Below are 23792 nucleotides of genomic sequence, written 5' to 3' on the forward strand. Positions count from 1 at the left end.
CACAAACGTTCCCGATAATCCGCACACGAAAACGTTTACAGCCGGAGCGGAAACCCATGATCCCGACGATCAAAGACGTCGCCGCCCACGCGGGCTTTTCCATCGCCACCGTATCGCGCGCGATCAACGCGCCGCACACCGTGAACCCGGTCACGCTCGACAAGGTGCGTCAATCCATCGACGCGCTGAACTTTCGTCCCAGCCCGCTCGGCCGCCAGTTGCGCGGCGAGCGCACACGGCTGATCGGCGTGGTGCTGCCGACGCTCGCCAATCCGGTGTTCGCGGAATGTCTGCAAGGCATCGACGAACTCGCATCGGCGCAAGGCTACCGGCTCATGCTGATGACCACGCAGTACGACGCGGACCGCGAACGCCACGCGATCGAAACCTTGCGCGAACAGCGCGTGGAAGGCCTGATCCTGACCGTCACCGATGCCGACACGCATCCGCTGCTCGACGAACTCGACCGCGCCGGCCTGCTCTACGTTCTGATGCACAACGACACCGTGCGGCGGCCGTCGGTCTCGGTCGACAACCGGCTCGCCGCCTACGACGGCGTGCGTCAGCTGATCGCGCACGGCCACCGGCGCATCCTGATGCTCGCCGGCACGCTCGCCGCATCGGACCGCGCGCGCCAGCGCCATCTCGGCTACGCACAGGCGATGCAGCAAGCCGGTCTCACACCCGCACCGGCGCTCGAAGTCGACTTCAACGCGGAAGAACTGTTGCCGTCCGTGCTCGCGCATCTGACGAGCGGACCGAATCGCCCGACCGCGCTCTTCTGCAGCAACGATCTCCTCGCGATGGTCGTGATGCGCGGCCTGCGCCGCGCGCGGCTGCGGATACCGCACGACATGTCGATTCTCGGCTTCGACGGCCTCGCAATGGGCGAGTTGTTGTCACCGCCGCTCGCGAGCATTTGCTCGCCCAATCGCGAGATCGGCTGTGCGGCCTGGCGGCGTCTGCTCGCGCGCGTCACCGGCAACGACGATGCGGCCGGCAACCCGTCGCTCTCGCTGACCTTGCCGCACAGCTTGCGCGAAGGCGCGACCATCGCGGCGATTTCGAATTGTACCGAGACGTTGCTGCCGCATGTTTCGGCGGCGATCGAGTAGCCGTTGGGGCGGCACGCCGCACGAGCTGCATCGATTGCCTGAACGGCATGAGTCGCACAAACCGTACGTCTGGCCGTTTCGCACAACATCGCACGCCCCTTTAATCGACCTACAAACCACCCGCTCTCTTCTTTCACCAGGAGACCCGTAGTGATCCGCTCATCCTCACGCTTGACTTCGTCGCTCACACCCTTGTGGCGCCGGATCGCGCACGTCATGATCATCGCCGGTGCGGCGCTTGCCACGGTCGCACCGCAAGCAGCCCGTGCCGACGAAACCGCGATCTGCTATAACTGCCCGCCTGAATGGGCCGACTGGGCGAGCCAGCTCAAGGCGATCCAGCAGAAGACCGGCATTCGCGTGCCATTCGACAACAAGAACTCCGGCCAGTCGATCGCACAACTGATGGCCGAGCAGAAGAGCCCGGTCGCCGATGTCGTGTATCTCGGCGTCTCGTCGGCTTTCCAGGCGAAGGACAAAGGTGTGATCCAGCCGTACAAGCCCGCGCACTGGGACGACATTCCCGCCGACATGAAAGACCCGCAAGGCTACTGGTTCACCATCCACTCGGGCACGCTGGGCTTTTTCGTCAACAAGGATGCGCTCGAAGGCAAGCCGGTGCCGCGCTCGTGGGCCGATCTGCTCAAGCCTGAATACAAAGGCATGATCGGCTACCTCGATCCGTCGAGCGCGTTCGTCGGCTATGCGGGCGCGGTCGCTGTGAACCAGGCGCTTGGTGGCACGCTCGATAACTTCGAGCCGGGCCTCGACTGGTTCCGCAAGCTGAAGGCCAACGCGCCGATCGTGCCGAAGCAGACCGCGTACGCACGCGTGATGTCCGGTGAAATTCCGATCCTGCTCGACTACGATTTCGACGCGTACCGTGCGAAGTACAAGGATCACGCGAACGTCGAATTCGTGATTCCGAAAGAAGGCACGATCTCGGTGCCGTACGTGATGAGCCTCGTGAAAGGCGCGCCGCACGCGGACAACGGCAAGAAGGTGCTCGACTTCGTGCTATCCGACGAAGGCCAGAAACTGTGGGCCGACGCCTATCTGCGTCCGGTGCGCGCAAACGCGATGAGCGCGCAGGCCGCCGCGAAATTCCTGCCCGCAAGCGACTACGCACGCGCGAAACCCGTCGACTTCGGCAAGATGGCCGAGAAGCAGGCGAGCTTCGGCGAGCGCTATTTGCAGGTGATGCATTGAACGACATCACGTTCCCGCTGCGCTGGCGCATCGCGTTGATCGCGCCGGCGCTGGCGGTGTTCCTCGCGTTCTGGCTGCTGCCGATGGCCGCGCTCGCGCAATTGAGCGGCGACGGCCACGCGTTCGCCACCTATCGCGCGATGCTGACGAATTCGCGCTACCTGTCGAGCCTCGGTGCGACCGTCGTGCTGTCCGCGGCGGTCACGGCGGCGACGCTGGTGTTGTCGGTGATCGCCGGGCTGCTGCTCGCGCGCCGCGAGTTTGCGTTCAAGCGCACGCTGCTCGCGCTGCTGACGTTTCCGCTCGCGTTTCCCGGCGTGGTGGTCGGCTTCATGGTGATCATGCTGGCTGGGCGCCAGGGATTGATCGGCGCGCTCTCGCTGAAGCTGACCGGTGACCGCTGGGTGTTCGCGTATTCGATGAGCGGTCTTTTTCTCGGCTACCTCTACTTCTCGATTCCGCGCGTGATCGTCACCGTGATGGCGTCGGCGACCAGGCTCGACGCGTCGCTCGAAGAAGCGGCGCGCTCGCTCGGCGCATCGCCGTGGCGGATCACGCGTGACGTCGTATTGCCCGCGCTGTCGCCGGGATTGGTCGCGGCGGGCGCGGTGTGCTTCGCGACCGCGATGGGCGCGTTCGGCACGGCGTTTACGCTCGCCACCGACATCGACGTGCTGCCGATGACCATCTACACCGAGTTCACGCTCAACGCGAACATGGTGACGGCCGCGGGGCTGTCGATCGTGCTCGGCATCGTCACGTGGGCGGTGCTGGCGTTCGCGCGCAGCGTGAGCGGCGCGGCGGTGGCGGCGAGCGCATGAGCGGCATGTCCAGCCCCGGCGCGTCCAAACCCGAAGATGAAACTTCGATGAACGCCATCACTGCCTCCGCGCGGCCCGCGACCCACGCGCGCACCAGCACCCGCTCGCGCTTGCGCGTGCCGGCCGCGCGGACCTGGCTCGCCGCCGGTCAATGGCTCGTCACGCTGCTGCTGTGCGCGTTTCTGATCGTACCCGTCGTGATGTCGATCATGGCGGGACTCACGGTCAACTATTTCAAGGGTCTCTCCAGCGGACTCACGCTGCGCTGGCTCGTCGAAGTGTGGACGCAATATCACGGCTCGGTGTGGCTGTCGCTCGAAGTGGCGGCGGCGACCCTGCTCATCACGCTGCTGACCGGCGTGCCTGCGGGCTACGTGCTCGCGCGCAGCAAGACACGGCTCTCGCGCATCATCGAGGAGTGCCTCGTGCTGCCGATCGCGTTGCCCGGTCTCGCGTCGGCGCTCGCGCTGCTGGTCGTCTACGGCGGCTTCACGCGGTTCCGCATGAGCGCCGCGTTCATCGTCGTCGGGCATGTGGTGTTCACGCTGCCCTTCATGGTGCGCGCGGTCGCCGCGATATGTGCGAGCAGCGATCTGCGCACGCTCGAAGAAGGTGCGGCGAGTCTGGGCGCCAATTTCTTCGAACGCTTCGTGACGATCGTGCTGCCGAACGCGCGGCCAGGCATTGTCGCGGGCGCGCTGGCGGTGCTGACGCTGTCGATCGGCGAATTCAACCTCACGTGGATGCTGCACACGCCCGATACGAAGACGCTGCCCGTCGGCCTCGCCGACACCTACGCGTCGTTGCGCATCGAGATCGGCAGCGCGTACACGATCCTGTTCTTCATCATGACGATGCCCCTGCTCGTCGCGATGCAATGGCTCGGCGTCGACGCGACCGGCCAGCGCGGCGCGGCGAAGAAGCGCGGTGGCGTTTCTTCCGCGGAGCCCGCTTCGATGTCCGCTTCGACTCCTTCTCCTGGGTCCATCACGACGCCATGAAACTCGCTTCCGTTCCCATCACGCTCACGCAGTGCGCGAAAACGTTTCGCGGCGCCCGCGTGCTCGAACCGCTCGATCTGAAGATCGATGCAGGCGAGACACTGGTGCTGCTCGGCCCGTCCGGGTGCGGCAAGACCACCACCCTGCGTCTGATCGCGGGGCTGGAGGCGCCCGACGCCGGCGGCCACATCGCGTTCGGCGACGACGACGTCACCGCGCTGCCGATCGAGAAGCGCCAGGTCGGCATGGTGTTCCAGAGTTACGCGCTGTTTCCCAACCTGAACGTGCGCGGCAACATCGGCTATGGTTTGAAGATCAAGCGCGTGCCGGCCGACACGGCGCGCCAACGCGTGGACGAACTGCTCGGCATGATGCGTCTGACCGCGCACGCCGACAAACCGATCGATCAGCTTTCCGGCGGCCAGCGTCAGCGCGTCGCGCTGGCTCGAGCGCTCGCGGTGCAGCCGCGCGTGCTGCTGCTCGACGAACCGCTGACCGCGCTCGACGCGCGTTTGCGCGACACCTTGCGCAGCGAGATGAATACGCTGCTGCGCGAACTGGGCATCACGACCGTCTACGTGACGCACGACCAGGCCGAGGCGATGGAACTCGGCGACCGTATCGTTGTGATGAGTGCGGGACGCATCGAGCAGATCGGTTCGCCGCGCGAGATCTACTACCGTCCGGCGAACCGGACCGTCGCGCAGTTCGTGGGCACCATCAACCGGATCGCGGGCGAACGGCGTGGCGGCGTGCTGACGACGACCGGCGGCGCGGTGCCGCTGCCGCCGGGCCCCGCTGAAGCCAACCCGTCGAACACGACGAACGCGACAAGCCAGCGGCACGAGATCTTCTTCCGTCCCGAGGACGCATGGCTCGCCGACCCGGCGACCGCGCACCTGCGCGGCCGGATCGAAGGCAGCGCGTTTCTCGGCGAGCGCACGCGTTTGACGATCGGCGGCGCGGCGCCGGACCCGTTGCTGATCGATGTCGCGGGCCGCGTCGAGCTGGCGCGCGGCACGCCGGTCGGCATCTCGATCGCTCAGGACGCGCTAATCGCGCTATCGTAGCGACGCCGCGCCGTGTTCCGACGCGCAACAGATAGAGATAGAGACAGAGATAGAAAAGGACCCCACATGCTGCTGGCTCAAATTAGCGATCTGCATATCAAGCGGCCCGGCGCGCTTGCTTACCGGCGTGTCGATACCGGTGCGTATCTCGCGCGCTGCGTGAGTGCGCTCAACGCGCTCGAACCGCGTCCCGACGCGGTGATCATCACCGGCGATCTCGTCGACCAGGGCGACCCGGAGCAGTACGAGCATCTGAAGACCTTGCTCGCGCCGCTCGCGATCCCCTATTTCCTGCTGGTCGGCAATCACGACGAACGCGCCGCGTTGCGCGCGGCGTTCCCCGACCGCGCGGAATTGCAAAGCGGCGGCGAGTTCGTGCAATACGCAGTCGATGTCGGACCGCTGCGCGTGATCGCGCTCGATTCGATGGTGCCTGGACAAAGCGCCGGCACACTGTGCGACGCACGGCTCGCCTGGCTCGCCTCGCAGCTCGATGCGGCCGGGAGCAAGCCGACGGTGGTGGCGCTGCATCATCCGCCGTTCGTGTGCGGGATCGGGCATATGGACGAACTGCGGCTCGACCCCGTCGCAGCCGACCGGCTCGCGGCGCTGATCGCGCGTTATCCGAATGTGGAACGGGTGATCTGCGGGCACGTGCATCGGCCGATGTTCGTGCGCTTTGGCGGCACGATTGCTTCGGCGGTGCCGTCGCCCGCGCACCAGGTCGGGCTCGATCTGCGCGACCATGCGCCGTCGGCGTTCGTGATGGAGGCGCCCGCGTATGCGCTGCATCGCTACGATCCGGCGACGGGCATCGTCACGCATCACGCGTATGTGGATGCCGCAGACGGCCCTTATCCGTTTTACGAGCCCGAAGGCGCGCTGATTGATTGAGCGTGTCCGCTCACGCGTCGATGAAGGTCTCGCGCACGCGCCGGGACCACCTGAAATACGGTATCCCGAGCGCGGCGGCAAGCACGGCCTGCACGAAGCCGTCGAGCGGAATGGCGATCGCGACGCCGCTCGCGCGGCTCATGTAATCGCCGAGCAGCCAGGCGCCGGTGCGCAGCACGACAATCGCGACCAGCCACGCCTGCACCTGCGCCGGAAAGCGCGCCGCCTTACGCCATGCGAGCAGCGCGAGCCAGCCCGCTCCCACCACGATGAACACGCCGGTAAGCGCATCGAAGCCAACGATCGCGATCACGGTGCGATACCAGCCATGCGTTTCGCGACGCACGAACACCGCGAGCAATTCCCATTCGAGCATCAGCTTGAGCGGATCGCGCAGCGCGTACGCGGTGACGAACGTCCACGACGCGAGGCAGAGCAACGCGAGCAGCAGCCAGCCGCCGATTCGCCGGGGTACGGGTTGGGTAGTCATTGGGCGGGTCGCATGGGCATCTGCATGCTCATGCGTTTGAATGGAGGCATCGGCGGGCCTGTGAGCGGTGTTATCGGGCGCCAGATTTTACGAACCGAAGCCGCACGCCCATCTCAATTAAGCGCTGAACGTTCAATGAACGCACCACGCCCCCCGCGTTCCGCGAGCTTCGCGAACGTCAGCACGATCCGCCCTGCTCCGGTATGATCGGCTCGCTTGAGGACCGTGCATGGGCCGGTCCATCGCTCAGCCTCTCTCATGTCCACTTCCGACGCTTCCAATCCCGCTTCCGCCGACCGGTCGTTGCGCGGCCTGCTGTTTCTGCTCGCCACCATTGCCGGCGTCTCGGTCGCGAACATCTACTACAACCAGCCGCTGCTCGACAACTTCCGCCACTCGTTTCCCGCCAGCGCGTCGTGGGTCGGCACGGTGCCGGCCGTCACGCAGCTCGGCTACGCGGCCGGCATGCTGCTGCTCGCGCCGCTCGGCGACCGCTTCGATCGCCGCCGTCTGATCCTCATGCAAATCGTCGGCATGTGCGTCGCGCTGGTCGTGGCGGCCGCCGCACCGACGCTGATCGTGCTGATTGGCGCGAGTCTGGCGATCGGCGTGCTCGCCACCATCGCGCAGCAGGCAGTGCCGTTCGCCGCCGAGCTCGCGCCGCCGTCGCAGCGCGGCCACGCGGTCGGCATGGTGATGAGCGGGTTGCTGCTGGGCATCTTGCTGGCGCGGACCGCATCAGGCGTGATCGCCGAATATTTCGGCTGGCGCGCGGTGTTTGGCGCGTCCGTCGCCGCGTTGCTGGCGCTAGCGGTCGTCATCATCCTGCGTTTGCCGAAGAGCCAGCCGACCTCGACGCTGCCCTACGGCAAGCTGCTGGTGTCGATGTGGCATCTGGTGGTCGAGCATCGCGCGCTGCGCGAAGCGTCGCTGACCGGCGCGGCGCTGTTCGCGGCCTTCAGCATCTTCTGGTCGGTGCTGGCCTTGCTGCTGGCGGGCGCGCCGTTTCATCTCGGGCCGCAGGCGGCGGGGCTGTTCGGCATCGTCGGCGCGGCGGGCGCGCTGGCCGCGCCACTCGCCGGCAAATTCGCCGACCGGCGCGGACCGCGCGCGATCATCACCGTGTCGATCGTACTGGTGGCAATTGCGTTCGTCGTGTTCGGCGCGTCGGCGAAGAGCATCGCCGGGCTGGTGGTCGGCGTGATCGTCCTCGACATCGGCGTGCAGGCCGCGCAGATTTCCAATCAATCGCGCATCTACGCACTGAAGCCCGAGGCGCGCAGCCGCGTGAATACGGTATACATGGTCGCGTATTTCATCGGCGGAGCGCTGGGCTCAGGGGTCGGCGCGGCCGTCTGGCCGGCCTTGGGATGGCTCGGCGTCAGCGTGGCCGGGATCGTGTTCGCGGCGCTCGCGGGATGGAATCATTTGCGCCAGCCGGCACACGCCGCGCATTGAGTTCGTGGCTGGGTCCCTGACCCAGCGTCCACGCACGCACCAGGCTCACCCGCCGCTTCGCGCGGACGCATACTCGTGCAGCGCGTCGATCACCCGATCGAACTCGAACGACTTGTCGTAAAAGTGGCGCACGCCATACTGTTCGCAACGTTCGCGATACGCGGGCAACGCGTGATTGGTCAGCACCGCCGCGAACATCGAGTCGATCAGCCCTTCGCGCTGCAAGTAAGCCAGCACCGGAGCGCCCGAGCCCTGCTTCAACTGCAGGTCGACGATCACCGCATCGAAGGCTTCGTCGCTCAGCAGCGCGATCGCCTGATCGGCGGAATCGGCATAGGCGGCCACCTGCAGCAAACCGGACGCGTCGATCGCTTCCACGAGGCTGCGGCGAATCAGCGGCGAATCCTCGATCAGCAACACGCGCAACGGCGCTTGGCTGGCTCGCTCGGCAACGGTGTTCGATTCGCTGTTCATCGGGGTATCTCGATCGTCCATTATTCGATCAAGCCATTCTTGATCGCGTAATAAGTCAGATCGGCATTGTTCGCCAACCGCATCTTCTCCAGCACGCGCGCGCGGTACGTGCTCACCGTCTTCACGGACAGGTGCAACTCATCCGCGATCTCGGTGGGAAGGCGCCCCGCCGCGAGCTTGCAGAAAATCTGGAACTCGCGCTCGGACAGCGCTTCGTGAGGCCGCCCCGCGGCCGGCTTGTCGAGATTGTCGGCGAGCGTGTCGGCGACCGCCTCCGACAAGTAGCGGTGACCACGCGCCACCGCGCGAATCGCCCGCACGATTTCATCGGGCTCGCAATCCTTGTTCAGATAGCCGTTCGCGCCCGCGCGCAGCAGGTTGATCGCGTACTGACTCTCCGGATAGCCCGACAGAATCAGCACGCCCTGCTCCGGGCGGACCTGCTTGATCACGCGCAGCGTGTCGATGCCGTTCTTGTCCGGCATCGCGATGTCGAGCAGCACCACGTCGAACGCCTGCTCGCGCACGAGGCTGATGGTTTCGTCGCCGGTGGCGGCTTCGGCGGCGACGCACATATCCGGCTCGTCGGCGACGAACTGCCTGAAACCACCTCGGACGATCGCATGGTCGTCAGCTATCAACACTCGGATCATCGGCTCTGTGCCCCTGCTGTGGAATCGCGCCAAAGCAGACATTGTAATGACCGCCGGCGCAGCGCCAATACCGCGCGCCGGCCGGAAGTCGGGAAAGCAGGCGTTGCATGCCGGACCGTGCAACCGACGCGGGAAACTTCCAGACCCACCCGCGCCTGCCGCGCCGTCCGCACTGCCTGCGTGCGCATCTGCATCGACGTCCGCGTTATTCGCGGCCCTGCAGAAGATCCGCCATATCGTCGGCATGCTCTTCTTCGACCGCGAGAATATCCTCGAACATACGACGCGTCGTCACATCCTTCTCGCCGAGATAGTGGACGATCTCGCGATAGGTGTCGATCGCGATCCGCTCGGCGATCAGGTTCTCGCGGATCATGTCCGTCAGACCGTCGCCTTCCTTGTATTCCGAATGCGAACGCGTCTTCAGACCGTCCGGCGCGAAGTCCGGCTCGCCGCCCAGTTGCACGATGCGCTCGGCGATGCGGTCGGCGTGTTCCTGCTCTTCTGCGGCGTGCTGCGCGAATTCCGCCGCCACGGCCTCGGAGTTGATGCCCTTGGCCATGAAATGATGGCGCTTGTAACGCAGCGTGCAGACGATTTCGGTCGCCAGCGCGTCGTTGAGCAGCTTCAGCACCGTCTGGCGATCCGCTCCATAGGTCTGCGTGACCGGGCCATCCGACATGTGCTTGCGCGCGTCCTCGCGGATCTTCTTGATGTCCATCACGAACGGATCGCTCGATTGCGAGGCGCCGCCCTGGGCGCCAGATTGCTTCGTCATTGAATTTCTCCTTTAGCGGGTATTGGGGGAAATGCGCATCCCGCACGAATCGCGCCTGATGCGCCGGCAAAGGGAATGACTGCGGGAATGACTGCGGGAATGAATGTCCTCCTACGTTCGGAACACGCCGAGCAGCAACGTGACCACGAACACGACGAGAAAGATATAAAACAGGATCTTCGCGATTTCGGCCGCACCCGCCGCGATCCCGGTAAAACCGAACACGGCGGCGATGATCGCAATCACGAAAAAGACGATGGCATAGTGAAGCATGGCGACTCTCCTTTTCTGTTGGTATCGGCGAAAAGCGCAGCGCTCGTTTTGTCCGAAGCGAGGCGCGGCGCGCAACCCGTTCGACGGGCGGCGCTAATCGATGATTTTTTTGGTCACGACAAAGCCCAGCACGAGGAACACCACGCACAGAATCACGAACACGACGAACAGGAACTTCGCGATTGCCGCTGCGCCGGCTGCGATGCCCGTAAAGCCGAGAAGGCCGGCGATCACGGCCACGACGGCGAAGAACAACGCCCACTTCAACATGATGGCTCCCTCCCGAAACGATGAATTGAACAATCAGGTCCATCGTATCGAGCGGCCGCGCCGTGCGCATTCCGACGCACGCCGGTTTTCGTGTGAGAATCCGCTTACATTGGATTACGGCAGCGTTACGCGGCGCGCCGCGCTTACGCCGATGCGAGGCGCTGCCATGACCCGGTGATGGCGATACCACGGCGATGCACGATCGCGGCACCGCAACTGCAAAGCCATCTGCAACGCAGTTCGCATCGTCAAACGCAGCGCACGCTACACTGATGCGCCATCCGAGGAGCCCAACGTGCCGAATGCCCAGAACGAGCCGACCGCGCAGCATCCAGGCGCCGCAGCGCGACTGAGCGGCTGGATGCGCGACCGTAGCTGGGCGATCGCGATGACGGTGGCGATCGTGATTACGGTAGGCGGCCTGGTGATTCTCGAAACCGCGCGCCAGCGCATTGCCGCCGAATACGAAACCGCGCTCGAAGCCCGCGACGTCACCGTGCAACTGAGCACGCTCGCCAGTCAGCTATCGCGTCTAAGCGCGCAGGAAAACCATTTTCTTCTGACGAAGGAAGACGCGTCCGCCCATGCTTTTTGCGCGACCGCCGCGCGCATTCGTCAGAGCACCGGGCAACTGGATCACTTCTATCGCGGCGGCCGCGCCGACAGCGCCGAACTCGCGAGCTTCACGCAAATCGTCGCGCTGATCGAAGCGCGCATCGGCGCGGGCGCTGCCGCGCTGCAGCGCGCGGCGCCCAATCCGCTCGAACTCGGCGCGTGCGGCGGTGCGAGCGCCGTCGATCCGGCAGATGCGTCGCTGATCGATAGCACGCTCACGCTGCTGCGCGACAACGAGGAGCGCCGCGCGCAGCACGCGCTCGCCGCGAGCCGCGCCGACCAGCGCATCTCGACGCTGTGCGCAGCGGGCCTGTCGGCGTTGAACATCGTGCTGTTCATTCTGCTGTTTCGCAATCTCGGCATCCAGATCGACCGGCAGGCGCGTGTGCAGCGTCAGCTGATCACGCAGCAGGAAGGACTCGACCAGCTCGTCAACGAGCGCACCCGTCAGCTCGAAGCGCTCGGCTGGCACCTCCAGGCGGTCAGTGAAAACGAAAAGACGCAACTCGCGCGCGAACTGCACGACGAACTCGGCGCGATCCTGACCGCCAGCAAGATGGACGTGGCGTGGGCCAACCGCAAGCTGAAAGACAGCGCGCCCGACATCGCCGAAAAACTCAAACGCGCGCTCGCCAATCTCGACCAGGGCATTGCGCTCAAGCGCCGCATCATCGAGGACATGCGGCCCACGGTGCTGGCGAACTTCGGGCTCGTCACCGCGCTGCGTACGCTCGCCGACGAAGCCGCGCAGCGCAACAGCTGGACCCTCGAACTGCACCTGCCCGCCGACGACATCCAGCTCGACGAGCAAACGGAGATCGCCCTCTTTCGCGTCGCGCAGGAGTCGCTGACGAACGCGGCGAAGTACGCGCGGGCGTCGAAGGTGTCGATCGCGTTGCAGGTCGGCGACGGCCAGGTGGCGCTACATATCGCCGACAACGGCGTCGGCATCATGCCTGCCGATCTGAAGCGCACGCATACGCACGGGCTGCTCGGCATGCGCCAGCGGGTCGCCGCGCATGGCGGACGCTTCGATATCCGGCGCGGCGTGCCGAACGGCACCGAGATCGACGTGGTGATGCCGAGCGTCAGCACCGCGACGCCTTCAGTCGATCTGCCGCCGGCGACGCCATCGCGCACGCCTGTCTAGCAAGGCCAAGGCCGGGCCGCTTATGGAGAATGCGGTTGTAGGACTGCGCCGACGCAAACACCGGACGGCGCCTACAACAAAATCGCAGCGCAACTGACAGCGCGGCCCCCGCCATTTTTTTTACCATGCAATCAGACCGGATCGACTGGCGTAAGCCCCGGTCGGACGACAAGCTAGCGCGTGCCGTACAACGCGGGCACATCCACCGATGCATTCTCGACAGGGAGAACCTCCATGATGACTCGACTGATCGCTTTGCTTCTCATTGCAGGCTCGGCCGCCGCGCTCGCCGGTTGCAACACGATGGCCGGTGCCGGCGAGGATATTTCGAAGGGTGGCAACGCCATCACGAACTCGGCTGAAAAGGCCAAGTAAGTCCAGCTGCGTTTGATCGAACGGAAGGCGCCTCGCGGCGCCGGGCCGTGCAGGAATTCGACAGCCCGTCGCGGGAAACTGCGACGGGCTTTTTTTATGGATGCCGAAATATTTCGTGCGCCCGCGCACGCCAGAACAAAACGGCGACCCACTTGCGTGGATCGCCGCTCCGTCCTCCCCACGACTTGTCGTTTATTGCGTGCGCTTTCAGCACCGACAAGCACGCCCGGCGTGCCCGCCTTGCCGCAAGCTTATTGCCCCGTCAGCGTATTCGACAACTCGACGCTCGGCGTGCTGGTGTTGCCGTTCTGCACGATCAGCAGATGGATCTGCCCCGGCACGAGTGCGCTGAGGGCCCCGTCGATCGGCACCGACGTCACCAGCCAGTCGGCGTTGTTCGACAGCGTGAACGTTGGCGACTGGAAGATCGGCGTCTTGCTGCCGGCCGCGGTCGCGATCAGCACGTATTGGCCGCCGGACACGTAGATCGAATCCTGGCCGCTCGCCGGCACCGCGTTCTTGAACGACACGCCCGCCATGGTCGGCGAGACCTTGCTGATGTCGGTGGAGGTGGCCGGCACCAGGTACAGGTCGAGGTTGGTCGCATTCGCCGACGCGTTGAAGCCGCGCACCCGCGCGCTATTGGACAGCAGCCCCTTGTCGAACGGATCGTCGATCAGGCCGATGTCCGGCGCGGCAAGACCGGGCAAGGCCAGCACCGTGTATTCGTGGCCCTTCGCGACATCCGGGAAATTGCCGCTCGCGAGCGCGGTCCTGGTGCCGGTCGCCGCGTAGGCGACCGTGGTCGAACCCGTGTTGATATTGGTGAGGTTCGTCACGCCTTTATAGGAGATGTTGGTCTGCCCTGAAGGCGCGTTGCCGTTCACGAGGAAGTCCACGGCCGGGCCGCTCGGAATCGCGTGAACGAAATGGATCTCCGGGTTGGTCAGCCCGAGTTCCTTGCCTACGTCGTCGGAGCCGCCACCGCATGCGCTCAGAACGGATGCGACGGCAACGACGGCCGCCATGGTTCGGATCATTTTCATTGTGTTCACCTTTATCGATGTTCGGGCTCTCGACCCATTGATTTTGTGAGCGTCCCGCTGCGGAACATCGCGCCGTCCGGCACCGTGTTCGTTGATCGTTTGAACGGTGCCCAGCGGCGCTCCGAGGCGGTCGCCCCTCCTATCCCTGCCGCACATCGCGCCTCGTTTCTACCTGTTTCTCCCTGCGGCGCGGTCCGTGTCGATGGACGATCGCCACTGAGCAACGCGTGTGCCGCCCTGCTCGACCTGGCTAAAGACGACCGATGAATGTCTTACGGAGCAACGGTTTAAGGTGTTTAGAATTTTTCCTCGGCGGGTTGGCCCGGCCCGCGATGTATCGTTCGTGCGCGTCCAATCCCTACACGGTCCCCTGCATGTCTTACCAACACTTACTCGCCGAACTCGACCTCGGGTTCACCCGCTTGCGCAACCGCGTGGTGATGGGTTCGATGCACACCGGCATGGAGGACCGCTTCTGGAATTACCCGAAGCTGGCCGCGTATTTCCGCGAGCGCGCGAAAGGCGGCGTCGGCCTGATCGTCACCGGCGGCATCTCGCCGAATCGCGAGGGCTGGCTGCTGCCGTTCGGCGGCACGCTGAACTCCGTGTTCGATCTGCGCAATCACCGGCTGCTGACCGGGGCCGTGCATGCAGAGGGCGGCAAGATCGCGCTGCAAATCCTGCATGCGGGCCGTTATGGCTATCAGCCGTTCGTGGTGTCGGCCTCCGCGATCAAGTCGCCGATCTCGAAGTTCAAGCCGCGCGCGCTGAGCATCGCCGGCATTGCGAAGACCGTGCGCGACTACGCGCGTTGCGCGCGGCTCGCTCAGCGCGCGGGCTACGACGGCATCGAGATCATGGGCAGCGAAGGCTATCTGCTGAACCAGTTCCTGTGCCCGCGCACCAATCGGCGCACCGACCGCTATGGCGGCAGCATCGAGAACCGCATGCGGCTCGCGCGCGAGATCGTCGAGCGGGTGCGCGCGGTGTGCGGCGAGCGTTTCATCGTCGTGTACCGGCTCTCGCTGATCGACCTGGTGGAAGGCGGCAATACGTGGGATGAAACCGTGCAGGTCGCCCAGGCGCTCGAAGCGGCCGGCGTGACGATGTTCAACACGGGGATCGGTTGGCATGAGGCGCGTGTGCCGACCATCGTGACTTCGGTGCCGCGCGCGGCGTTCGCCGAACTGAGCGCGCGGCTGAAGGCCGCCGTCAACGTGCCGGTGATCGTATCGAACCGGATCAATACGCCCGAGGTCGCCGAAGCGCTGCTCGCCGAAGGCGCCGGCGATCTGGTGTCGATGGCGAGGCCGGTGCTCGCCGACCCCGAGTTCGTGTTGAAGACCGCGGAGGGGCGTGCGCATGAGATCAACACCTGCATCGCGTGCAATCAGGCCTGCCTCGATCACACGTTCAGGAATCAGCGCGCAAGCTGCCTCGTCAATCCGCGCGCGGGGCGCGAAACCGAGCTGCTCTACCGGCCGGTCACGGACCCGCGGGCGGTGCGTTCGGTGGCGGTGGTCGGCGCGGGCCCGGCGGGCCTGTCGGCGGCGACGGTGGCGGCCTCGCGCGGGCATCGCGTGACGCTGTTCGATGCGAGCGCGACGCTCGGCGGGCAGTTCAATCTGGCAATGCGCGTGCCGGGCAAGGAAGAGTTCAGCGAAACGATCCGCTATTTTCGGAGCCAGTTGGAGCGGTACCGGGTCGACGTGCGGCTCGACACGCGCGTCGATGCCGCGCTGCTCGCCGCGAGCGCTTATGACGACGTGATCGTGGCCACCGGCATCGTGCCGCGCCGGCCGTCGATTGCCGGCATCGACGGACCCAACGTGCTGTCTTATGTCGACGTGCTGCACGGCGCACTGGTCGGACAGCGGGTCGCGGTGATCGGCGCGGGCGGCATCGGCTTCGACATCAGCGAGTTCCTGTTGCATCGCACGGATGAGCCGCTGCCGATGCCGCGCGACGCGTGGCTCGACGAATGGGGAGTCGATCTCGCGGTGCGGGAGCGCGGCGGCCTGAAGCCGCCGACGCGGGCGCAGCCCGCGCGGCAGATCTGGCTGTTGCAGCGCAAGTCCGGCAAGCTGGGCAGCGGGCTCGGCAAGACTTCGGGCTGGGTGCATCGCGCAACGCTGGCGAGGAACGGCGTGAAGATGCTCGACGGCGTGTCGTATCTGGAGATCAGCGCACGTGGCTTGAAGATCGCGCGCGAGGGGGTCGAGGAGTGGCTCGAGGTGGACACCATCGTGGTGTGCGCGGGGCAGGAATCGCTGCGCGATCTGGCTGGGCCGACGAAGGGGGAGACGGCAGCAACAGCGAGCGGTGGCGAGCAGCGCGGCGGCCCGCGTTATCACGTGATCGGCGGCGCGAAGGTCGCCACCGAACTGGACGCGAAACGGGCGATCCGCGAAGGCGCGGAAGTGGCGGCGGCGCTTTAGAAGCCGCGGGTCAAGCGCGGATCAAGCGCGGGGGTCAAGCGCGAGTCAGCCGAACCTCAAGCAAGCCCCTTCTTCCTGTAATCGAACCAGAACGACAAACCCACGCTCGCCAGAATCACGATGGTCGCGATCACCGTCGACCGCGTAACCGGCTCGCCGAGCAGCAACGCCCCCAACGCCACCGCGACCACCGGATTCACGTACATGCAGCTGCTCGCAATGATCGGGCTCGTGTGGCGAATCAGAAAACCATACGCGACATACGCGGCCATCGTCCCAATCAGCATCAGGTAGATGAACGCGAGCATCGGCAGGAAATGGACTTCGAGCATGCGTTCGCCCGAGACCCACGCGACCAGCGTCGATATCGCGCCGCCCAGCCCGATCTGCAGCGCGGTCGATAGAAACAGATCCGACGGCAGCTTCAGACGCCCGGCCAGATGCGCGCCGCCCGCCCAGAACAGCGCGCCGCACAGAATCGCCAGGCTGCCGCCCGCCGAACCCGGCGCGCTGTCGCCGTGACTCAGGATCGCGATGCCGACAAGGCCGAGTCCGACCGCGAACCACTCGCCGCGGCCGATCCTGCGCCCCGCGACGGCCGCGATCACGGTCGCGAAGAGCGGCACGGTCGCGACCATCACGGCCGCGGTGCCGGTGCCCACGGTGCGCATCCCGTAAGCCAGCATGCCGCTCGACAACCCCACCAGCATCGTGCCGACCAGCCCGGCATTGCGAATCTCTCCGAAGCTCGGCCAGACGGGCTTGCGGCGCACCGCGAACACGAACAGCCCGATGCCGGCAAACAGGTTGCGCAGCCCGGACATCAGCAACGGTGGAAACGAACCGAGGGCGACGTGCACGGCGAGATACGTCGAGCCCCACACGAGATAGACGACGGCGAGCGCCAGCGCAATCTGGCCGTTGCGCGAGCGCGGCAGGCGGATCGGCAAACCATTCGGAAAAGCGCGTGAAAACAGGCTTGAGCGTTGCAGCGACATGCGTTCAACCCGCCGCTGCCGCTCGGGGTGTGGCGCCCCCGCTAAAGACCCTGTGGCGGGATGGCGGACACCGCATCGGCGATGCGGTCTGACGGGCGAGGCTGGCGGACATGTCGGTGGAACGGGAAAACGATAGATGGCCAATGGGGCCACAACGCCGCGGCATCCGGCTTGAAGCCGGCCACGGCGAACACGCGCCTAAGGTTCGGCGCGCATCGCATTATGCAGTAAGCGCCCACCGCGTCGCGCGGAAGAATCGTAACTTTTTGGCGTACTTGCAACAGAAAAGCCGGGGGGCTCGCCCCGGCTTTCCGGCGCCGGCCGTTGCCGCCCTGACCGCAAGACGCGGCTGGCGCCGGCGGCAGGGCTCAGTTGGACATCGCCCCCGATGCTTCATGCTTCATACCGTCACTGCCCTTTTTCATCTTGTCATGCTTCATCGTGTCCTTTTTCATTGAGTCCTTCGACATGCTGTCTTTGGACATGGCATCTTTCGACATCGAATCTTTCGACATCGCGTCGTTGGACATCGCGCCGCTTGCCTGCGCGAACGCGGCGCCGCCGCTGGTCAGCAAAGCGACGGCCAGTGCTGCGATTGCGAACTTTTTCATGGGATGACTCCGTGGGTTGTGGATGAATCAGAACCGGCTCGCGCCGGCGTATTTCCGAAGCCGCTGCCGCGTGGGATCGGGCACGGGCGGCCGTACCGGCTCGCCCATGCGCTTGACCCGCGCGTCAGGAGCCTCCGAACCAGTTGTAGCCCTGGTCGACCCAATAGCCGCCAGGAAACGTGTTGGTGACGAACATCTCGACGATGTGCTTCGGATTCTTATAGCCGAGCTTGGTCGGCATGCGCAGCTTCATCGGGAAGCCGTATTTCGCGGGCAGACGCTCGCCGTCGTACGAGAATGTGAGGAGCGTTTGCGGATGCAGCGCGGTCGGCATGTCGATGCTTTCGTAGTAATCGTCCGCGCATTTGAAGCCGACGTACTTCGCGCTGGTGTCCGCGCCGACGCGCCGCAGAAAATCGCCGAACGGCGTGCCGCCCCAGCGGCCGATCGCGCTCCAGCCTTCCACGCAGATGTGCCGCGTGATCTGCTCGGCATGCGGCAGCGCGTACAACTGCGGCAGGGTCCAGCTGCGCTGCCCGGTGACGAGGCCGCTCACTTTCAGCTGGTAGTCCGAACCGTCCACCTGCGGCACGTCGTCAATGCCGTAGTACGCATTGAATGGAAACGGACGGGTAAGCTGCGCTTCAGTGTAGGTCGGCGCGAGCTGCTTCGGATCGAACAGCGCGGCTTGCGCGCGGTCGTTCAGACGCGACACGGCGGTCAGAAAGCGGTTCACCGATTCGTCATCGGTCAGCGAGCAGCCCGTCAGCATCGACAGGCCGCCGAGCGTCAAGAGCCGCTTGCCGAACAGCCGCCGCGACGGCATCGCGAGTTCGCGCCGGGCGTCGATCAGGATCGATTCGCGGTCGAGCCTGGGCGTGCCAGGCTGCGCGGGTTTTCCAATGGGCTTGTTCATGATTCGTTATCCATAACGTTCGCGCGGGCGGGGTTCAGCGTCCGCGCAGCATCGCCAGCAGCGAGCGCGGCACGAGCGCCACCATCGCCAGATGCACCGCAAGAAAAGCAGCCAGCAGCGACATCGCGGCAAAGTGGACGACGCGCGCGTTGTCGTAGCCGCCCATCAGTTCGCGCAGCAGCGGAAATTGCACCGACTTCCAGATCGCGAGCCCCGAGAGCACCAGCACGATCAGATCGAAGATCGCGAACAGGTAGGCGAATTTCTGCACCGCGTTGTACTCGCGCAGATCGGCGTGCGAGAGCTTGCCGGTCAATGCGGCAATGAAGTCGCGCAGCACGGCGCGCGGCGACAGCGGCAGGAACTTGCGCACGAAGCGCCCGCTCGCCAGATTCAGCGCGAGGTACAGCAGGCCGTTGAAGACCAGCAGCCACATCGCCGCGAAGTGCCATTGCAGCGCGCCGCCGAGCCAGCCGCCGAGCGTGATGGCCGGCGCAAAGCGGAACGCCGGGAAGATCGGCGACGCGTCGTAGATGCGCCAGCCCGACAGCATCATCACGATGGCCGCGAGCGCGTTGAGCCAATGTGTGATGCGCAACCACAGCGGATGAATGAGGCGGAGGTTCGGCGCGGCCGGCGGCGCGCTGTCGTGAAGAGCATGAGGGGTTGCCATCTGGGAGTCTCCTCAGGGATGAGCGCGCCAGGTTTGCGCGACGTTTTCACTCACTCGCACGCGGCCAGTTCGGCCACTTGCAGCACGTCGCCGGTCGCGTCGTTTTCGACGAAGGCCACCACGCCGAAGTGGCCGGCTGGTGCATCGGCGCTGGCATCGGCTTTGGTACCGGCATCGGCTTCGCCGAGACGCAAAACGCGGCGAATCTGCGCGTTGCCGCCGACGAGCGGCACCGGTCCGATCCATTGCCGCACGACCCGCTCGTGATGCAGCGTGACGCCGCTGTTTTCGCCGGCGCCGACGTGCGAAGTCAGCGAGTTCTCATAAACCGCGAGATAGCCATTCAACGAGCCCGCGGCCTGCGCGGCGTTGCTCGCGAATTGCGCATCGACGTCGAACGCGCCCTTCGCCTGCGGCGTCAGTTGCAGCGCGATGTGCGCCTGCGCCGGTTCGGCGACGAGCTTGCCGATGCGGCTCTGGAAACTGTCGGGTCGCGACCAGTCACGCAGTTCTCGGCCCGCGACGAAAATTTCCGGCGTGTAGAGGACGTGGCCGCCGGCCAGATCGGTCAGCGTCTGCTGGCGTTCGGTGAAGCGATGCTGTGAAAAGCGATCGGTCCAGCCGAGGCTGTTCCAGTAGTCCACGTGCAGCGCCAACGGCACGATGCCTTGCGTCGCGCCGCTGTTTTTCCACTGACTCAGCCAGTCATCGGCGGGCGGACAGCTATTGCAGCCTTCGCTGCTGTAAAGCTCCACCAGCGCCACGCGATGAGCGGGGCTGCGCGCGCTGCAGACGGCGCCGGCCGCGGTTGCGAGTCCGCTGGCAAAGCAGGCGCCCAATGCGACGACGAGCGCGACGGCTCGAAGAAAACGCTGAAGATTTCGGCGGCTAGGCGCGGTTCGCATGACGTGCTCCGATGAGGATCTGCACGTTGGTCGAGCCGCCCGGCGGGTTATGACAGCCCGTTGCGGATTTTTTTCCGGCGCTCAACCGACGGGTTTTGCGATAGGCTTGAGCGCGTCACGTGCGACACGTCGCTGCAAGTTGCGCCGTGGAAACGGTCCATCACGAAAAGGCACGCGCGACCGCGTGCTAACATCATCCTTACGTCCGCTAAACATCAAGCTTTCAAGCGGCGCACTACACCTCACAACATCATTCTTCCGACACTGCCGGCCAACTCGATGCGCTACCCCACTTCCCGTGCCTTCACCCGCTTGCGCCCGCGTCGCGCAACCGGTTGCGCGCGCGCGGAATTCGCGGCGCAACTTGCCGGCGAGCCGTCACGAACGCTCCCGCTTCCCGCCGCCCGGCGCCCGATCTAGACGCTGCCTGCTCCATGACCTGGGCCGCGTCGTCGGGCTCCGGGCCGATCTCATCCGCGCGCAGTTCCCTCCCATGCAGATCGAATTGGAGTACCCGTCGTGAAAAAGACGAAAACCTGTTACCTGACCGAACTCGACGTCGCCCGTCTGGAAAAGCACGCAGCCGCGCCCGGCGCCGACGCGAAGCTGCAGGACATGCTCGACGACGTCCTCGAGCGCGCCGTGATCGTCGATTCGCGCGAGATTCCGGCGAGCGTCGTGACGATGAATTCGCAAGCCACGCTGATCGACGAAGCCAGCGGCGAGCAGATGACCTGGACCGTGGTCTATCCGCCCAATGCCGACTTCGCGCAAGGCCGTCTGAACGTGTTCTCGCCTGCCGGCCTCGCCTTGCTCGGCGCGAAGCGCGGCGAGCGCATCCGCTTTACGCCGCCAAGCGGCACGCAGAAGGTGCTGAAGGTCGACAGAATCCTGTATCAGCCCGAAGCCGCCGACGATTTCTCGCGATGAGCGACGCGCTCCGGCGCACCGCAACCTGCGCGCGGCATTGTGCAACTGCGTATGCAACCGCGCGCCTGACAACGCCGTCACAACCAGCATAGGACATCACGCAGCGCGCCCCAATGCGCCGTCGGATTTGTCCGGACGGGTTGCCAAGCAGCGGGCCGTCGGTGTATCGTGTGCGCTGCTAACGCGGGGGTCCTGCGTCGCACGGGGTTGGAGGTCCGTGCCGCGCGGGTGAGAAATACCCTTTGAACCTGATCTGGATAATGCCAGCGCAGGGAAGCGTACGGATTTCGCACTCCAGCTCCACTGCCTCACCTCTCGCGATTTCCGACTACTTCCGTCTCGTCTCCTGCTTAGCGGCCCCACAACGCCATGGGACCCGAGCAGGTGTTTTGCGCCTGCTCTGGTCAACATACTTTGCATGGGACCAGAGTAACGCGCTAAAGCGCGAACTCGGGTCGACAGAGGAGATACGCATGAACGCCAATCCGAAATTCCTTTCCGCCGACGCCCACGTCGATGAAGCCGCTGTCGCGCCGCTGCCGAATTCCCGCAAGGTCTACGTAAGCGGCTCGCGTCCCGACATCCGCGTACCAATGCGCGAAATCTCGCAAGCCGACACGCCTGACAGTTTCGGCGGCGAAAAAAATCCGCCGGTCTATGTCTACGATACATCGGGCCCCTACTCCGACCCGGACGCGAAGATCGACATCCGCGCCGGTCTGCCGGCGCTACGCCAGGCGTGGATCGAAGAGCGCGGCGACACCGAAGCGCTGACGGGTCTGTCGAGCGACTTCAGCCGCGAGCGCGCCGCCGACACCGCCACCGCCGACCTGCGTTTCAAGGGCCTGCACCGCACGCCACGCCGTGCGATCGTCGGCAAGAACGTGTCGCAGATGCATTACGCGAAGCAAGGCATCATCACGCCGGAAATGGAGTACATCGCGATTCGCGAGAACCAGCGTCGCGCCGAATATCTTGAGAGCCTGAAGACCAGCGGCCCGAACGGCGAAAAGCTCGCCGCGATGATGGGCCGCCAGCATCCGGGCCAGGCGTTCGGCGCGAGCGCGTTCGGTCCGAACGGCCTCACGGCGATCACGCCGGAATTCGTGCGCGAGGAAGTGGCGCGCGGCCGCGCGATCATCCCGAACAACATCAACCACCCGGAAAGCGAACCGATGATCATCGGCCGCAACTTCCTCGTGAAGGTGAATGCGAACATCGGCAACTCGGCGGTGACCTCCTCCATCGGCGAGGAAGTCGACAAGATGACGTGGGCGATCCGCTGGGGCGGCGACACGGTGATGGATCTGTCGACCGGCAGGCACATTCACGAAACGCGCGAGTGGATCATCCGCAACAGCCCTGTGCCGATCGGCACGGTGCCGATCTATCAGGCGCTCGAAAAGGTCAACGGAAAGGCCGAGGACCTGACCTGGGAAATCTTCCGCGACACCCTCATTGAACAAGCTGAACAGGGCGTCGACTACTTCACGATCCACGCGGGGGTGCGTCTGCAATACGTGCCGCTCACGGCCAAGCGCATGACCGGCATCGTGTCGCGCGGCGGCTCGATCATGGCGAAGTGGTGTCTCGCGCATCACAAGGAAAGCTTCCTGTACGAGCACTTCGAAGACATCTGCGAAATCATGAAGGCGTATGACGTGGCCTTCTCGCTCGGCGACGGCCTGCGCCCCGGCTCGATCTACGACGCCAACGACGAAGCGCAGCTCGGCGAGCTGAAGACGCTCGGCGAACTCACGCAGATCGCTTGGAAGCACGACGTGCAGACGATGATCGAAGGCCCGGGCCACGTGCCGATGCAGTTGATCAAGGAGAACATGGACCTGCAGCTGGAGTGGTGCGACGAAGCGCCGTTCTACACGCTTGGGCCCCTCACCACCGACATCGCGCCTGGCTACGACCACATCACGTCGGGCATCGGCGCGGCGATGATCGGCTGGTTCGGCACGGCGATGCTCTGCTACGTCACGCCGAAGGAGCACCTGGGCTTGCCGAACAAGGACGACGTCAAGACCGGCATCATCACCTACAAGCTCGCCGCGCACGCCGCCGATCTGGCGAAGGGCCATCCGGGCGCACAGGTGCGCGACAACGCGCTATCGAAAGCGCGCTTCGAATTCCGCTGGGAAGATCAGTTCAATCTCGGCCTCGACCCGGACAAGGCGCGCGAATTCCACGACGAAACACTGCCCAAGGATTCAGCCAAGGTCGCGCATTTCTGCTCGATGTGCGGGCCGCACTTCTGCTCGATGAAGATCACGCAGGACGTGCGCGAATTCGCCGCGCAACAAGGCGTCACCGATGACGAAGCGCTGAAGAAAGGCATGGAAGTGAAGTCGATCGAGTTCATGAAGAAAGGCGCCGAGATTTATCAGCGGCAGTAAGGTACGGTCCGCGGGTCGGGTATCGCTTTTACGCCATCCGGTCCGCCACCCTTCGCATCGCAGCATCGAAGCCCGCCACTGGCGGGCTTTTTCGTTGCATGCAAGCGGGCACGCTACATGCTGAAGCTTGGGAAACATTTGATTACGAAGCCGTCAGTCCGCTGACAAGCTCACACATCTGGATACGGGACGCGCGGCTAAGATCAAATGCATGGACGGGGGTT

General features: G+C 65.0%; 24 protein-coding genes and 1 riboswitch. Of the genes, 12 read left to right on the forward strand and 12 right to left on the reverse strand.

Annotation, left to right across the window (positions count from 1 at the left end; all coding sequences use genetic code 11):
- Positions 1-56 precede the first annotated feature (56 nt).
- The 6 genes from P0D89_RS01295 to P0D89_RS01320 all read left to right on the forward strand — a co-directional run bounded on the left by P0D89_RS01295 (position 57) and on the right by P0D89_RS01320 (position 6110).
- Complete coding sequence (locus P0D89_RS01295) at positions 57-1115, forward strand: LacI family DNA-binding transcriptional regulator (protein WP_408357905.1); 1059 nt, start codon at positions 57-59, stop codon at positions 1113-1115.
- A gap of 150 nt (positions 1116-1265) precedes the next feature.
- Positions 1266-2324: an ABC transporter substrate-binding protein gene (locus P0D89_RS01300; protein ID WP_408357906.1), complete on the forward strand. Its 1059-nt coding sequence runs from the start codon at positions 1266-1268 to the stop codon at positions 2322-2324.
- A complete protein-coding gene (locus P0D89_RS01305) occupies positions 2321-3145 on the forward strand; it encodes an ABC transporter permease (RefSeq protein ID WP_408357907.1) in 825 nt (274 codons plus the stop codon). Before P0D89_RS01300 ends, P0D89_RS01305 begins: the two co-directional genes overlap by 4 nt.
- A 47-nt stretch (positions 3146-3192) precedes the next feature.
- Positions 3193-4146, forward strand: coding sequence for an ABC transporter permease (locus P0D89_RS01310; RefSeq protein ID WP_408357908.1), 954 nt, complete (start codon positions 3193-3195; stop codon positions 4144-4146).
- Positions 4143-5216, forward strand: a complete 1074-nt coding sequence (locus tag P0D89_RS01315; RefSeq protein WP_408357909.1) for an ABC transporter ATP-binding protein — start codon at positions 4143-4145, stop codon at positions 5214-5216. Before P0D89_RS01310 ends, P0D89_RS01315 begins: the two co-directional genes overlap by 4 nt.
- 66 nt (positions 5217-5282) lie before the next feature.
- The gene (locus P0D89_RS01320; RefSeq protein ID WP_408357910.1) at positions 5283-6110 is read left to right on the forward strand and encodes a phosphodiesterase; all 828 of its coding nucleotides are present in this window, start codon (positions 5283-5285) and stop codon (positions 6108-6110) included.
- A 10-nt stretch (positions 6111-6120) separates the two neighbouring features.
- Here the strand turns inward: P0D89_RS01320 and P0D89_RS01325 are convergent, their stop codons facing one another.
- Positions 6121-6600, reverse strand: coding sequence for a DUF2569 domain-containing protein (locus P0D89_RS01325; RefSeq protein WP_408357911.1), 480 nt, complete (start codon positions 6598-6600; stop codon positions 6121-6123).
- A gap of 258 nt (positions 6601-6858) precedes the next feature.
- On the opposite strand from P0D89_RS01325, the gene P0D89_RS01330 reads away from it, so the two are divergent.
- The gene (locus P0D89_RS01330; RefSeq protein ID WP_408357912.1) at positions 6859-8058 is read left to right on the forward strand and encodes an MFS transporter; all 1200 of its coding nucleotides are present in this window, start codon (positions 6859-6861) and stop codon (positions 8056-8058) included.
- Between the two features lie 45 nt (positions 8059-8103).
- Here P0D89_RS01330 and P0D89_RS01335 read toward each other — a convergent pair whose 3' ends face one another.
- From P0D89_RS01335 to P0D89_RS01355, 5 genes are all read right to left on the reverse strand, one after another.
- Positions 8104-8532: a response regulator gene (locus tag P0D89_RS01335; protein WP_408357913.1), complete on the reverse strand. Its 429-nt coding sequence runs from the start codon at positions 8530-8532 to the stop codon at positions 8104-8106.
- A gap of 20 nt (positions 8533-8552) precedes the next feature.
- Positions 8553-9185 (reverse strand): response regulator, encoded by a 633-nt coding sequence (locus P0D89_RS01340; protein WP_408357914.1) that lies wholly within the window; start codon positions 9183-9185, stop codon positions 8553-8555.
- Positions 9186-9390: 205 nt separating this feature from the next.
- Positions 9391-9963, reverse strand: coding sequence for a ferritin-like domain-containing protein (locus P0D89_RS01345; protein ID WP_408357915.1), 573 nt, complete (start codon positions 9961-9963; stop codon positions 9391-9393).
- 111 nt (positions 9964-10074) lie between these two features.
- The gene (locus P0D89_RS01350; RefSeq protein ID WP_006052455.1) at positions 10075-10236 is read right to left on the reverse strand and encodes a DUF1328 domain-containing protein; all 162 of its coding nucleotides are present in this window, start codon (positions 10234-10236) and stop codon (positions 10075-10077) included.
- Between the two features lie 93 nt (positions 10237-10329).
- The gene (locus tag P0D89_RS01355) at positions 10330-10506 is read right to left on the reverse strand and encodes a DUF1328 domain-containing protein (RefSeq protein ID WP_408229026.1); all 177 of its coding nucleotides are present in this window, start codon (positions 10504-10506) and stop codon (positions 10330-10332) included.
- A gap of 295 nt (positions 10507-10801) precedes the next feature.
- Here P0D89_RS01355 and P0D89_RS01360 point away from each other — a divergent pair, with 295 nt between their 5' ends.
- Complete coding sequence (locus P0D89_RS01360; protein ID WP_408357916.1) at positions 10802-12271, forward strand: sensor histidine kinase; 1470 nt, start codon at positions 10802-10804, stop codon at positions 12269-12271.
- A 237-nt stretch (positions 12272-12508) separates the two neighbouring features.
- Positions 12509-12646, forward strand: a complete 138-nt coding sequence (locus P0D89_RS01365; RefSeq protein ID WP_149668347.1) for an entericidin A/B family lipoprotein — start codon at positions 12509-12511, stop codon at positions 12644-12646.
- 251 nt (positions 12647-12897) lie between these two features.
- On the opposite strand, the gene P0D89_RS01370 is transcribed toward P0D89_RS01365, so the two are convergent.
- Positions 12898-13692, reverse strand: a complete 795-nt coding sequence (locus P0D89_RS01370; RefSeq protein WP_408357917.1) for a DUF4397 domain-containing protein — start codon at positions 13690-13692, stop codon at positions 12898-12900.
- Positions 13693-14066: 374 nt separating this feature from the next.
- On the opposite strand from P0D89_RS01370, the gene P0D89_RS01375 reads away from it, so the two are divergent.
- Positions 14067-16130: an oxidoreductase gene (locus tag P0D89_RS01375; RefSeq protein WP_408357918.1), complete on the forward strand. Its 2064-nt coding sequence runs from the start codon at positions 14067-14069 to the stop codon at positions 16128-16130.
- A 56-nt stretch (positions 16131-16186) separates the two neighbouring features.
- Here P0D89_RS01375 and P0D89_RS01380 read toward each other — a convergent pair whose 3' ends face one another.
- From P0D89_RS01380 to P0D89_RS01400, 5 genes are all read right to left on the reverse strand, one after another.
- Positions 16187-17128 carry an EamA family transporter gene (locus tag P0D89_RS01380; RefSeq protein ID WP_408357919.1) on the reverse strand — a complete coding sequence of 314 codons (942 nt, stop codon included), beginning with the start codon at positions 17126-17128 and terminating at the stop codon, positions 16187-16189.
- A gap of 368 nt (positions 17129-17496) precedes the next feature.
- The gene (locus tag P0D89_RS01385; RefSeq protein ID WP_408357920.1) at positions 17497-17739 is read right to left on the reverse strand and encodes a pentapeptide MXKDX repeat protein; all 243 of its coding nucleotides are present in this window, start codon (positions 17737-17739) and stop codon (positions 17497-17499) included.
- A gap of 124 nt (positions 17740-17863) precedes the next feature.
- Positions 17864-18655, reverse strand: a complete 792-nt coding sequence (locus P0D89_RS01390; RefSeq protein ID WP_408357921.1) for a molybdopterin-dependent oxidoreductase — start codon at positions 18653-18655, stop codon at positions 17864-17866.
- Between the two features lie 34 nt (positions 18656-18689).
- A complete protein-coding gene (locus P0D89_RS01395; protein ID WP_408357922.1) occupies positions 18690-19328 on the reverse strand; it encodes a cytochrome b/b6 domain-containing protein in 639 nt (212 codons plus the stop codon).
- 50 nt (positions 19329-19378) lie between these two features.
- On the reverse strand, positions 19379-20233 hold the full coding sequence (locus P0D89_RS01400) for a DUF1223 domain-containing protein (protein WP_408357923.1): 855 nt from the start codon (positions 20231-20233) through the stop codon (positions 19379-19381).
- A 519-nt stretch (positions 20234-20752) separates the two neighbouring features.
- Here P0D89_RS01400 and P0D89_RS01405 point away from each other — a divergent pair.
- Positions 20753-21163 (forward strand): GreA/GreB family elongation factor, encoded by a 411-nt coding sequence (locus P0D89_RS01405; RefSeq protein WP_408357924.1) that lies wholly within the window; start codon positions 20753-20755, stop codon positions 21161-21163.
- Positions 21164-21338: 175 nt separating this feature from the next.
- Positions 21339-21456, forward strand: a riboswitch (TPP riboswitch).
- Positions 21457-21636: 180 nt separating this feature from the next.
- On the forward strand, positions 21637-23568 hold the full coding sequence (gene thiC / locus P0D89_RS01410) for a phosphomethylpyrimidine synthase ThiC (RefSeq protein WP_408357925.1): 1932 nt from the start codon (positions 21637-21639) through the stop codon (positions 23566-23568).
- Positions 23569-23792: the final 224 nt, after the last annotated feature.

The organism is Paraburkholderia sp. RL18-085-BIA-A, assembly GCF_046027075.1.
Classification (GTDB): domain Bacteria; phylum Pseudomonadota; class Gammaproteobacteria; order Burkholderiales; family Burkholderiaceae; genus Paraburkholderia.